The organism is Pareuzebyella sediminis (assembly GCF_008367235.1).
Taxonomy (GTDB): Bacteria; Bacteroidota; Bacteroidia; order Flavobacteriales; family Flavobacteriaceae; genus Pareuzebyella; species Pareuzebyella sediminis.
The window spans coordinates 537618-551410 of the sequence record NZ_VTZS01000002.1; the positions used below are offsets into that span (position 1 = coordinate 537618).

10 protein-coding genes are annotated in these 13793 nt (G+C 44.0%); all 10 read left to right on the forward strand.

Features of this window, described 5'->3' with window-relative positions; genetic code table 11:
• Window positions 1–334 precede the first annotated feature (334 nt).
• Window positions 335–3088, forward strand: coding sequence for a glycosyl hydrolase (locus F2B13_RS08915; protein WP_149304022.1), 2754 nt, complete (start codon window positions 335–337; stop codon window positions 3086–3088).
• A 43-nt stretch (window positions 3089–3131) separates the two neighbouring features.
• On the forward strand, window positions 3132–4217 hold the full coding sequence (locus F2B13_RS08920) for a glycoside hydrolase family 88/105 protein (protein WP_394348967.1): 1086 nt from the start codon (window positions 3132–3134) through the stop codon (window positions 4215–4217).
• A gap of 120 nt (window positions 4218–4337) precedes the next feature.
• Window positions 4338–5606 (forward strand): nucleoside hydrolase-like domain-containing protein, encoded by a 1269-nt coding sequence (locus F2B13_RS08925; RefSeq protein WP_149304024.1) that lies wholly within the window; start codon window positions 4338–4340, stop codon window positions 5604–5606.
• Window positions 5607–5638: 32 nt separating this feature from the next.
• Complete coding sequence (locus F2B13_RS08930) at window positions 5639–7462, forward strand: prolyl oligopeptidase family serine peptidase (RefSeq protein WP_232625211.1); 1824 nt, start codon at window positions 5639–5641, stop codon at window positions 7460–7462.
• 429 nt (window positions 7463–7891) lie between these two features.
• Window positions 7892–9298, forward strand: coding sequence for a glucuronate isomerase (uxaC, locus tag F2B13_RS08935; protein ID WP_149304025.1), 1407 nt, complete (start codon window positions 7892–7894; stop codon window positions 9296–9298).
• Window positions 9299–9321: 23 nt separating this feature from the next.
• Entirely contained in the window at window positions 9322–10362 is a 1041-nt protein-coding gene (locus F2B13_RS08940; RefSeq protein WP_149274747.1) for a sugar kinase, read from the forward strand.
• A 10-nt stretch (window positions 10363–10372) separates the two neighbouring features.
• A complete protein-coding gene (locus F2B13_RS08945; protein ID WP_149274748.1) occupies window positions 10373–11044 on the forward strand; it encodes a bifunctional 4-hydroxy-2-oxoglutarate aldolase/2-dehydro-3-deoxy-phosphogluconate aldolase in 672 nt (223 codons plus the stop codon).
• A 6-nt stretch (window positions 11045–11050) separates the two neighbouring features.
• Window positions 11051–12028 (forward strand): TRAP transporter substrate-binding protein, encoded by a 978-nt coding sequence (locus F2B13_RS08950; protein WP_149274749.1) that lies wholly within the window; start codon window positions 11051–11053, stop codon window positions 12026–12028.
• 1 nt (window position 12029) lies between these two features.
• Window positions 12030–12494 carry a TRAP transporter small permease gene (locus tag F2B13_RS08955; RefSeq protein ID WP_149274750.1) on the forward strand — a complete coding sequence of 155 codons (465 nt, stop codon included), beginning with the start codon at window positions 12030–12032 and terminating at the stop codon, window positions 12492–12494.
• Window positions 12491–13789, forward strand: coding sequence for a TRAP transporter large permease (locus tag F2B13_RS08960; RefSeq protein WP_394348966.1), 1299 nt, complete (start codon window positions 12491–12493; stop codon window positions 13787–13789). The genes F2B13_RS08955 and F2B13_RS08960 overlap by 4 nt, the downstream gene beginning before the upstream one ends.
• Window positions 13790–13793: the final 4 nt, after the last annotated feature.

A 13793-nucleotide genomic window follows, 5' to 3' on the forward strand; every position in this document is an offset into this window, starting at 1 on the left:
CGTCGAAAAATTTAAAGCACTTCTATATTTGATCATGTTTTATCGAAATACAAACGTATAAGTTTAATGTATTCAGCATTGTACAGGATGCCCCTTTTAGCACTAGTCAGTATTTTGAGGCCTTGATTGGGTAGTTTTGATCAATGAATCCCGAGGTTTATCGTAATTTTTTGTAATCGATTACAAAAAATTACCTTTAGGCCCATAAGGCAAGTACTTAATCGGTAGGGGTCTATAATCCGATACATAAAAAATAGAGAGAAGTTAACGTAAACCATTTTCAGGTGCACGGCTAGATTTTCAAAACATCCTTTCTTTTTAAAGGGAACTAAAAATGATAGAAAAAAATGGAATCAAGGATAAGGCACAAAGTAACCTACCGGTTTTACTTTTGGCCTTTTTTGCTTCAACTGTACTGATGTTTGCACAGGAGGGCGTTTCGGCGGAAGCGATAGTATCGAACACCGCCAAGCCATGGACGCGATGGTGGTGGATGGGCAATGCGGTCGATACGGCCGGAATTAGGCAAAATCTCCAAGCATTGAGCGATGGAGGTTTAGGTGGTGTTGAGATAACGCCTATCTATGGGGTTCAAGGGGAGGAGGTCAACTACTTGGATTACTTGTCTCCGAAGTGGATCGAGATGCTTGACTATACTATAACGACAGCTCATAGTTTAGGCATGCAAGTTGACATGACCTTAGGTACAGGTTGGCCTTATGGTGGTCCACAGGTTACCCCGGCTATTGCCGCGACAAAATTGGTTGTAGAGGAGGTAAGGCTTCTCAAGGGTGAACGGATTCAACAGGAAATTATCGTAGAAAACGAAAAGAATAAGAAAAATGCAGTCCTACTATGTGTGCTGGCGTTTGGGGAAGATGGTGAATACACAGATCTCACCGATAAACTCAAGGGCAATTTTTTAAGCTGGAAGGCGAGAGGCACCAACTATACGCTTTATAAGGTCTTCACCGGTAAGACGGGTCAACAGGTGAAACGAGCTGCTCCCGGAGGGCAGGGATATACCCTTGATCATTATTCCAAAAAAGCATTAAAGGAGTATTTGATCCCTTTTGAGAGCGCTTTTGCTAAGCTAGAGAAAAAACCAAGGGCTATTTTCAATGACAGTTTTGAAGTTTATGGAACTGATTTTACCCCTAATTTTTTTGAGATATTTGAGGCAAAAAGAGGCTATGATTTGAAGCCTCATCTCCACAAATTGATGGCCCCTGAGAACGCCCAACTCTATAATCGAATAAAAAGCGATTATAGGGAAACCTTGTCGGATCTGTTACTAACGGAGTTCGACCGGCCTTGGACGGAATGGGCCCACAATGAAGGAACCCTATCCAAATTACAGGCCCATGGATCCCCTGGAAACCTGATCGATCTTTATGCTTCGGCAGACATTCCAGAGTGCGAAACATTTGGCTCCATGCCTTTTGATATTCCCGGGCTTAGAAGGGAAAAGGAGGATATAAGGGAAGGCGATGCCGATGCGGTCATGCTCAAATTTTCTTCATCTGCGGCCCATATTTCAGGCAAACCGTTAACCTCTTCCGAAACGTTCACGTGGTTGCGCGATCATTTTAAAACGGCATTATCGCAGTGCAAACCAGAGGCGGAAGACCTCCTCTTGAACGGGGTAAATCATATTTTTCTGCACGGCTCTACCTATTCGCCTCAACGGGCCGCCTGGCCAGGCTGGAAATTTTATGCCTCCGTAAACTTCAATCCTAATAATACGATATGGGAAGATGCCCCGGAACTGTTCTCCTATATAACTCGCTGTCAATCTCTTTTACAAGCGGGCAAACCTGATAATGATCTTTTGGTGTACTGGCCGATCTACGACATTTGGGACGATTATTTGGATGGAAATCTTTTTTTTCAGTTCAAAATACATTCTTTAGACGAATGGCTCCACGATACCCCCTTCTACGACACCGCAAATAAATTGATGCGCAAGGGCTATGGAACTGATTTTATATCCGATGCCTTTATCGCCAAATCGGAAGTCGTCGATGGTAAGATAGTGCTACCAGGGGGGAGCTATAAAGGTTTGGTAGTGCCTGATAGTGATAAAATGCCCTTGAGAACCCTAGAGCACCTTATTCGATTGAAAAAGAAAGGCGCTACTATAATTTTTGAGGGCCTGCCCGAATCGGTCCCAGGGTTTTACGATTATGAAGCGCAAAATAAAACTATGCGTGCTTTACTAGATGAAAATCGCGGGGTAACCGACATAAAACCGGAGAGTGCCACAGCACTTGTGGCGAATGGCATAGTGCCAGAAACATTGGTCGACACAGGTCTTAAGTATATCCGTCGGGATGTAAACGGGAGTAAGGTATATTATTTGGTCAACCATACCAAGGAAACGGTCAATGGGTTTATTCCATTGGAGGTTCAGGCCGAGGAGATATTGATTATGGACCCCTTGACCAATTTAATGGGAAAGGCGGTTATTGAAAATACGGGAGCGCGTACCCGGGTTAAGGTGAATATCTCATCGGGGCGTTCCCTTTTTCTAAAAACGGGAAGCACTTCCGACACGCCACCTTGGAAATATACAAGCCAAGCCGGTGATATGATCCCTATCCATGGTCATTGGGAGCTCAGTTTTACAAAAGGAGGTCCTAGGATTCCTCGAGATACCGTACTTACTTCGCTCCATTCATGGACTGATTTGGGCCTTGATACCGAATACTTCTCAGGAACTGCACGCTACAAGACTACTTTTGATAAACCCGAAACCGAGGCGGAGGATTTTTTGTTGGACCTCGGAGAGGTACGTGAAAGTTCCAAGGTCTGGTTAAATGACAACTATTTGGGTACTGCGTGGTCCGTGCCCTTTACCCTGAAAACGGGACAACTCGAGAAGACCAATACTTTGGTGGTAGAAGTGACGAACTTACCTGCGAATCGAATACGGGCCAAAGAAATACGGGGAGAAGAATGGAAAATATTTCATGAAATAAACATGGTCGATAAAGATTATAAAAAATTCGATGCTACGAAATGGAATCCAATGCCCTCCGGATTGATTGGTCCGGTTCGATTGATTCCCTTGAAATCAGAAAATTAAATGCAAGATGATGAGAACGTTGATTTGTACTGTTATAATAGGTATGGTGGCCGGTACCATAAAGGCACAGACTATTAACCGTCAAGAAGTGTTGCAACAAATGCAACGTGCCAATAGCTATTTTATGGAAAAGTGGCCCGATGTAGGTAAAACCATTATTACCAATAAAGAAAGGCCGAGCAACATTTGGACGCGTGCAGTATATTATGAAGGCCTGATGGCGCTATATGGCATATACCCTAGGGAAGAATTTTATGACTATGCATTGGCTTGGGCCGATTTTCATGAATGGGGTTTTAGAAATGGAAGTGCCAACCGAAATGCGGACGATTATTGTGCGGCACAGACGTATATCGATCTGTACAATCTAAAACCCGACCCCAAAAAATTACGAAAAACAAAGGCTACTATCGATATGCTTTTGAGCACACCGCAGCTCGATGATTGGTCATGGATCGATGCCATTCAAATGGGCATGCCGGTATTTGCCAAACTCGGGGTTTTAGAGAATAATGACGCCTATTATGAGAAAATGTATGACATGTATATGTACACAAGAAACCGACATGGTGACAAGGGATTGTACAACCCAGAGGACGGACTTTGGTGGCGTGATGCCGATTTTGACCCGCCCTATATCGAACCCAATGGCGAAGATTGCTACTGGAGCCGTGGTAATGGATGGGTCATCGGGGCGTTGGCCAAAGTGCTGTCCATAATTCCAAAGGATACTCCACATCGTCAGCAATATGTTGATGACCTGAAGGCAATGGCGGAGGCATTGGTACCTATTCAACGGAAAGATGGTTTTTGGAATGTAAGTTTACATGACCCGTCGCACTTTGGGGGCAAGGAATTATCGGGAACCGCTCTTTTTTTGTATGCCATGGCCTATGGTGTAAACAATGGAATTTTAAGCAAAGAAAAGTACCTTCCTGTAATCGAAAAGGGTTGGAACGCCATGATCAGCGATAGTTTGCACGAAAACGGGTTCTTGGGATGGGTGCAATCCACTGGAAAGGAGCCTAAAGAAGGGCAGCCCTTATCTTATGATAAAATCCCTGATTTTGAGGACTATGGTTTGGGATGCTTTTTATTGGCCGGGAGTGAAGTCTATAAAATGGACTAATATTCTTTTGGTAGCGTTGATTTCAAAATAACAGGCTTATTTTACAGCGAAGTTGCAGTTTAACCATATGGAACACCAAGCATGCAGATAGGGTATCAACATTTTCGTAAGCGGGGGAACATGCTCCTTGTACTCCTTTTGGGAGTGGCCATGCTTTACGGTACCCAGGGCTCCGCACAGAAAGTAAAACCTCGTATCTTGGTCAGTTCCGATATCGGCGGAACAGATCCCGATGATTTTCAGTCCATGATCCATTTACTGATGTACGCGGACCAATTTCAAATCGAGGGCCTTGTATCTTCTCCTTACGGAGCAGGCACTAAGGAAGACTTTACAGACATCATTGCGCTGTACGAAAAGGATTTGCCACAGCTACGAAAGCATACAACCGATTTTCCCGATGCCGATTCTTTAAGGGCGCTATGTAAGCAAGGGGCCACCTCTGCAGCTTCTTTTAAAGGGTTTGGTAAGGCTACCGAAGGGTCGAACTGGATTATACGGTCCGCTCAAAGGGAAGTTGACCAACCGCTATGGATTTTGGTTTGGGGCGGTCTTGAAGATGTGGCCCAAGCCTTGCACGATGCGCCTGACATCAAGAAAAGGATAAAAGTATATTGGATCGGCGGGCCCAATAAAAAGTGGAGTGTCAATGCGTATGCGTACATCGCCGAAAACCATGCCGACCTATGGATGATCGAAGCTAACGCGACCTATAGAGGATGGTTTTTGGACTCCGACTCCCCTAAGTACTTAACCAACGAGCGCTTCTATGAAAAGTATATCCAAGAAAAAGGAGCTATGGGAAGGGCATTCAGGCAATATTATGGAGGTATTTTGAAGATGGGGGATACCCCTTCTCTGGTCTACCTGTTGAATGGCAATCCGAATAAACCTGCTGGTGAAAGTTGGGGCGGTAGTTTCACGCCCATCGGCCGCAGTTCGAGGCGGGTATTTGAACGTCATACGACCAAGACCGACACGGTTGCCGCTTATGATGTGCTCGAATGGCATTTTAAAGGGCCGAAACTCGATATCGAACAAGACTCATCCTGCTTTATTTTCGAGATTTCCGGCCAAAAATGGCCCGGGTACTATTTGGGCGAGGGGATCTATGGCGTACGGTATGCTTCAAAGCGACCAGAGGTTTGTACGTATCGAACGAGCAGCAGCATAGTCGAACTCAACGGGCTGACAGGTCAATTTGTGAGTATCACTCCATGGCCGGGAACTTCAAGTCCTGATGATTATTGCGTAGGAAGGCATTGGTATGGAGACCGTAAGGACCGCGAACTTTTTATTAATGAGCAGCAGGGTGCAATGACCGTGGCGAAACATCGAAGGTCTTTTTTGATGGATTGGGCAAAAAGATGGGCCTGGCTGAAACCTTGAATTGGAGAAAGAGACATTTAACTTTATAAAAAATGAGTTTGAAAACCAAAGTGATTAAAGGTATTGCGGGATGCATGCTTTTGGGGTATGGCCCTTTCGCATTTACCCAATCAGAACCGATGAAATTGTGGCCGAATGGTGCTCCCGGAGCCAAGTCAAATGTGGAATATAAAGAATCGTATACCTATGATTCATTGGGGGATATTCGTGGGATCAGTAAAGTATCTGAACCGACATTGACGCCTTTTCTGGTAGAAGAGGGCAAAGCGAACGGAGCTGCCGTAGTTATCTGTCCGGGGGGCGGTTATAGTCACTTGGCCATCAAGAAAGAGGGATATAAAGTAGCAAAATGGCTAAATTCTTTAGGGATATCGGCCTTTGTCTTAAAATACCGATTGCCTTCCGACATCATCATGGAGGATAAGACCATCGGACCCTTGCAAGACGCACAAGAGGCTGTGCGTATCGTACGCAGAAATGCCGACAAATGGCATATCGACACTACAAAAATTGGTATAATGGGCTTTTCCGCGGGAGGCCACTTGGCTTCGACCTTATCGACACAATATAATAAAAAGGTTTACTCCACTGACGGGACGAGCGCAAGACCTGATTTTTCAATTTTGGTGTATCCAGTGATTTCTATGATGGAGGGTATAACCCATGAAGGTTCTAAAAAGAATCTCTTAGGAGATGCTCCTTCTATGGCTTTAAAACATGCTTTTTCCAATGAAGAACAGGTGGATCGCACTACACCCCCTGCCTTTTTGGTACACGCTGTTGATGATACGGCTGTACCTGATGAAAACAGTGCATTGTATTTTACGGCCTTAGAAAAGAATGACATAAAAGGGGAAATATATTTTTATAAAGATGGAGGGCACGGTTTCGGTCTGGGCACCCAGGGCACCCATACACAATGGCCCGTCGATTGTGAAAAGTGGCTTGTAAAAGAAGGGTTCATACCAGAAACGGAGGTGTTTCTATTTTCTTATTTTAAGGGGAATGGCGAAGACGGATTGCATCTGGCCTATAGTACAGATGGCTATGTTTGGGAGGCAATACAAAATGATACCCCTCTTTTGACGCCACAGGTGGGAAAGGATAAATTAATGCGCGATCCCTGTATAATTAGGGGCGGCGATGGAAGGTATCATATGGTCTGGACTGTTAGCTGGACGGATAAAGGCATCGGCTATGCCTCCTCTTCCGATTTAATACATTGGTCGGAGCAAAAGTTTATTCCCGTTATGGCCCATGAAAAAGGGACGAGGAACACGTGGGCCCCAGAAATCACTTATAATCCTGATACGAATAGCTATATGATGTATTGGGCAAGCACAATTGAAGGTAAATTCCCAGAAACAAAAAGTAAAAAGGAAGATGGCTATAATCATCGCATGTACTATACCACCACAGAAAATTTTGACGATTTTAAGGAGACCCGGTTATTATACGACCCAGGATTCAATGTGATTGATGCGACCATTCAAAAAATCGGCGATCGATTTATCATGTTTTTGAAAGATGAAACTATCGAACCTCCCCAAAAAAACATCAAAATTGCCATGGCTAATGCATTAGAAGGTCCGTACAAGCAAACACATGGTGCTATAAGTGGCGACTACTGGGCCGAAGGGCCGACAGTCATAAAGGTTGATGATACTTGGGTGGTATACTTCGACAAATATATCGATCATAAGTACGGCGCTGTCGCCTCAAATGACTTAAAGGAGTGGAAAGATATATCCGATAAGATCGTCTTTCCTGAAGGTACAAGACATGGAACAGTAATCAAAGTACCGAGAAGTGTATTGTATAAACTTCAGAAGGTAGATAATGACAAAGGTAAATAATGACAAATGCCCCCCCCCTAGTTTTAAGGGGGGAATCCTTATATTTTTCTGTATTGTTTGCTGAAATCTATTATATTCGCGTAATCGATTACATCTTTAAATTACACGATTTTGACATTTTGGGACGCAAGGAAAGATCCGGTACTTAATACTCAATAGGCATAACGTCTTGAAAGTAAGGTTAAAGGTGTTAGATGTGAGGAACCTGTTGAATTTAAATGGGTAAAACGGATGAATTTATTTATCTTAGAAACCCAACCAATTTCATTATAAAAAAGATATAATTTTGAAAAAATGTGAAAAATTACCCACAGTTCTTTGGAATTGCATAAAAATTTTAGTTTTGGCACCCAAATTCTTATGAATCAATAGAGAATTCCCAGTGAAAATATCCTTAACAAACATTCGATTATAAATCCAACCCATACGATGTCAAAAAATACGGCCTTTATTCATGATGATTTTCTTTTGGAAAACAAGTATTCGCAAGAATTATATCATGACTATGCGAGCAAAATGCCAATTATAGATTACCATTGCCATTTGCCGCCCAAGGATATTGCCGAGAATACCCAATTTGAGAATATTACCCAGGTCTGGATTTATGGTGACCACTACAAATGGAGGGCGTTGCGAACCCTTGGTGTAGATGAAAAGTTTATCACGGGGAACGCCAGCGACCGAGAGAAGTTTATGAAATGGGCCGAGAGTGTGCCTTATACCATGCGGAACCCGCTATACCATTGGACACATTTGGAACTTGCCCGATATTTTGACGTATATGAATTGCTGAATCCAAAATCGGCCGAGACCATATACCAAGAAACTTCGTCTTTACTTGATAGCCCTGGCTACCGTTGTCGGAGTTTACTTGAAAAAATGAACGTAGAGACCGTCTGTACAACCGATGACCCTGTCGATACGCTTGAATACCATCAAAAGGTAGCGAAAAACCCGTTCAGTACGAAAATGGCTCCAGCTTTTAGGCCTGATAAGGCACTATTTATTGATAGTGAAGGCTACAATACTTATCTTGACAAATTGGAGAACGCATCTGGAGTGACCATAGATTCGTATACAGACCTCTGCGATGCCTTGAAAAACAGAATAGCGTATTTCCATGCCAATGGATGTAAAATAAGCGATCATGGTTTGACGTGTATAAGTGCCGTACCATTTTCCGAAAATGGGATCAAGGCTATTTTTAAGAAGAAAAGAACGGGTGCGCCCGTATCTGAAGAAGAGGCCTTGAAATTTCAAAGTTCCCTTTTACTTTTCTTAGCGGAGCAATATCATGAAAAGGGTTGGGTGCAACAGTTTCATTTAGGGGCGTTGCGAAATAACAACAGTAGAATGCTCAAGAAACTCGGACCCGATACCGGTTGGGATTCCATAGGGGACTATTCCCAGGCCGAGAGCCTTTCAAAGTTCTTGAATACCTTGGATACCAAAGATAAATTGGCGAAAACCATATTGTACAATTTGAACCCGGCAGATAATGAGATAATGGCTACCATGGTCGGTAATTTCAACGATGGAAGTGCTAAAGGAAAAGTGCAGTACGGTTCAGCATGGTGGTTTTTAGACCAAAAAGATGGTATGACCAAGCAAATTAACGCATTGTCGAATATGGGCGTCTTAAGTTGTTTTATTGGTATGCTCACAGATTCGCGAAGCTTTCTTTCCTTTCCACGACATGAGTATTTTAGAAGATTACTATGTCAGCTCTTTGGCGATGAGATACAACGTGGCGAACTACCCCGTGATATGGAATGGATCGGAAAGTTGGTTCAAGATATTTGCTATAATAATGCAAAGGAATATTTCAAATTTTAATAAAAGCATCAATTTAATAGTATATGAAAAAAGTAGTTACATTCGGTGAAATCATGCTTCGATTGTCACCACCTGGATTTTTAAGATTTTCTCAGGCCAATGAATTCGAAGTGGTGTATGGCGGTGGTGAGTCGAACGTAGCCGTCTCCTTGGCCAATTATGGCGTACCTGTAGATTTCGTCACCCGTTTGCCCAAAAATGATATTGGCGAATGCGCTCTTATGGAAATGCGAAAAAGAGGGGTGGGCACCGACAAAATTATTTACGGGGGAGACCGATTAGGAATTTATTTCTTGGAGACCGGTGCCGTATCTAGAGGTTCTAAAGTGGTTTATGATAGGGCCCATTCGGCCATTGCCGAAATCGAACCCGGTATGATCGATTGGGAAAAGGTTTTTGAGGACGTGGCCTGGTTTCACTGGACCGGGATAACCCCGGCTATTTCTCAAGGTGCCGCCGATGTGTGCCTAGAGGCCGTGAAAACAGCTGATAAAATGGGGATTACCATCTCGACCGATTTGAATTATAGGGCGAAACTTTGGCAGTATGGTGGCGATCGAGAGGCGATAATGACCGAACTCACCTCGTATTGCGATATTATTCTAGGAAACGAGGAAGACGCCGAAAAGCACTTCGGAATACATCCCGAAGGTCTTGATGTACATAAACACGGCCATGATGTCAATGCAGAGGCCTTCCTATCGGTTTGTAAACAAATGATGGCTAAGTTTCCAAAGGCGAAGAAGGTCATCACTACATTAAGAGGGTCTATTTCCGCCTCCCATAACACTTGGGCCGGGGTCCTCTACGATGGTTCCAAGATGTACGATACCCGTCAATATCAAATTACGGATATTGTAGACCGGGTAGGCGGCGGCGATTCATTTATGGGGGGATTGATTTATGGCTTGTTAAAGTATCCCGACGACGACCAAAATGCCTTGGACTTTGCCGTGGCGGCATCTTGTTTAAAACATACTATAAAGGGGGATGCCAACTTGGTTACCGTAGATGAAGTAGAGAAACTAATGGGTGGGGATGCCTCTGGTAGGGTGGCCCGATAAATATTAAAATATGGCAAAATATTCAAGATTGGAAGTGGCTTCGGTCATGAAGGATACTGGGATGGTCCCTTTGTTCTATCACCCGGATATCGAGTTAGGTAAAAAGGTAATGAAGGCTTGTTATGATGGGGGTGCCCGACTGATGGAGTTCACCGCCCGTGGCGATTTTGCCTTCGAGGTCTTTTTAGAACTCAATAAATATGCCTTAAAAGAGCTGCCCGGCATGATTATGGGCGTGGGTTCGATCACTGATGCGGCTGCAGCCAGTATGTTTATGCAAATGGGAGCTAATTTTATCGTTACGCCTTCATTGCGGGAAGATATTGCGGTAGTGTGCAATCGAAGAAAGGTACTTTGGTCGCCTGGTTGTGGTACGCTTACCGAAATCAATAGGGCAGAAGAGCTCGGTTGCGAGATTATCAAATTATTTCCAGGTTCAACTTATGGTCCTGGATTCGTTAAGGCCATCAAAGGTCCTCAACCGTGGACGAGTATTATGCCCACTGGCGGGGTCACTACCGAAGAAAGCAATTTGAAAGGATGGTTCGATGCCGGGGTTACTTGTGTAGGCATGGGCTCGCAGTTGATCAGTAAGGATATTCTGGCGAACCAAGACTATGAATCCCTTAAAAAGAGGGTCGAAGAGGCCATTGCCCTTATACAAAAAATCAGAAAGAAATAATGTACGATGCGATATACTAGATTCATTTTGGTTGTTACTTCCTTCGTTTTCGTCCTGGGATGCGGTACTGAAAGCCAGACCAGGATTCTCAGATTGGGCCATGGTCTTGATGTCAGTCATTCGGTGCATAAAGCCATGGTAAAAATGGGGGAGGATTTGGCGGAGCGTTCCGGAGGTAAAATGAAGCTGGTCATATATCCAAGCCAACAATTGGGTACCGAGCGTGAATGTCTAGAGCTACTACAAATCGGTAGTTTGGATATGACCAAGGTTTCCGTGGGCGTTCTGGAAAATTTTGCACCTAAAATGAAAGTTCTGGGTCTTCCCTTTCTCTTTCGCGATCGCGAACATTCATTTAAAGTATTGGACGGGCCGATAGGCCAGGAACTTTTAAAGGATGGTGAACAATATCGGCTTATGGGCCTTGGATATTACGATGCGGGAAGTCGTAGTTTTTATACCAAGAATAAACCAATCAATACCCCTTCCGATCTCGAAGGGGAAAAAATAAGGGTCATGGAGAGTGCGACGGCGGTTAAAATGGTAGAGGCCTTAGGGGGTTCGCCAACCCCAATTTCTTGGGGGGAACTATACACTTCTTTGCAACAGGGTGTGGTCGATGGAGCCGAAAACAATCCGCCCAGTTTCTACCTCTCAAGACACTATGAGGTCTGTAAGTATTATTCCCTTGACGAACATACCGTGCTTCCCGATGTACTACTGGCAGGTACATATATTTGGGAAAAACTGTCTGAACAAGAGCGAAAATGGCTTTCTGAATCGGTCAAGGAATCGGTAAAATTTCAAAGAATTCTTTGGAAAGAGGCAGAGGAAGAAGCTTTGCGCGAGGTGGAGAAAGCGGGAGTAGAAATTATACATCCCGATAAAACTTTATTTGCCGAGAAGGCGGCAGGTGTTCTAGAAGACTATAAAGAAGACGAAGAAATCTATCCTTTGATACAAGCAATACAGAAAATCGACTAGAATGGCACTACGAAAACTGATAGACAAAATTTTGGGCAGGGTTTTAATTGTGATTATGTCTGTTATGGTAATCAACGTACTATGGCAGGTTTTCACCCGATACGTAACTGGTGATCCCAGTTCGTTTACCGATGAACTGGCAAGGTATCTTATGATTTGGATCGGTATTCTCGGGGCTGCCTATGTGTCAGGAAAAAATCTGCACGTGGCTATCGATATTCTTCCCTCGAGGGCCAATGCCAAAACTCAAAAACGCCTGAAGGTACTGGTAACCGTGTTGGTCATCCTTTTTGTACTAACAGCCTTTGTAATAGGAGGGTCCCGGCTCGTATACTTGTCGTATATCTTGGGGCAGCAATCGCCCGCACTCCAAATTCCTCTGGCTTTGGTCTATGTCATCATTCCGATTAGTGGTTTACTTATCATTTACTATAAAACATCCGATCTTTTAAACGCCAGGCCATGATAGAAAGTTTACCCATTCTCGTTTTAGTGATCAGTTTTTTGTTCTTATTGGCCATTGGTACGCCTGTGGCCTGGAGTATTGCTATTTCCTCGTTATTGACCATGTTGGTCAGTATACCGGCCATGCCTGCTTTTACTACGGTTTCGCAGCGTATGGCCACAGGTCTCGATAGTTTTGCGCTCTTGGCGATACCTTTCTTCGTACTATCCGGAGAGCTCATGAACAAAGGGGGGATTGCGCATCGATTGATCGCCTTTGCCAAAACATTGGTAGGGGCATTGCCCGGCGGTCTGGCTCTCATCAATGTCATAGCTGCAATGCTGATGGGTGCGATTGCAGGATCTGCCATGGCCTCCGCTTCTGCTATGGGTAGCATTTTAGGGCCTGAAATGGAGAAGGAAGGATACTCGAAAGAATTTGGTGCGGCCGTTAACATCACATCGGCTACCACTGGCCTTGTCATTCCACCTAGTAACGTGCTTATCGTGTATTCACTTGCCAGTGGAGGGGCGTCTATAGCGGCACTTTTTCTGGCAGGCTATATCCCCGGAATCATGACCGGGCTATTTTTGATGATCGTCGCTTCGTTCTGGGCCAAAAAAAAGAAATATAAGGTAGGTGCTCGCAGTAGTGCCAAAGAAATGCTCAAAACGTTCATAGACGCCCTACCTAGCCTGTTCATGTTGGTCGTTGTAATCGGAGGCATTGTAACAGGAGTCTTCACTGCAACTGAAGCATCCGCTATTGCAGTGCTTTACAGCCTAATACTTGGCTTTGTCTATAGGGAGATTTCTTTCGAAAAACTTCCCCAGATTTTACTGGATTCCTCGGCGACAACCGCCATTGTTATGTTGCTGATAGGGGCTTCAATGTGCATGTCTTGGTCGCTTTCTTATGAGAACATACCACAAGATATTAGTACGGGCCTTCTGAGTCTTAGCGATAATAAAATTGTCATCTTATTGATTATTAACCTCTTGCTGTTGTTTGTAGGTGTGTTTATGGATATGACTCCTGCCGTTTTAATTTTTACCCCCATATTCTTACCAGTGGTCACCAAGTTGGGACTTGACCCTGTCCATTTTGGGATTATTATGGTGTTGAATCTTTGCATAGGGCTATGTACACCCCCTGTAGGATCGGTGCTTTTTGTAGGGGTTGGTATAGCCAAAACTACAATAGAAAAGGTATTTAAACCTTTGTTGCCACTTTTCATAGCCATGGTCGTGGCGTTGTTTTTGGTCACCTATTTTCCACAACTTAGTTTGTGGCTGCCCAGTTTGTTTGGCCTATAATATT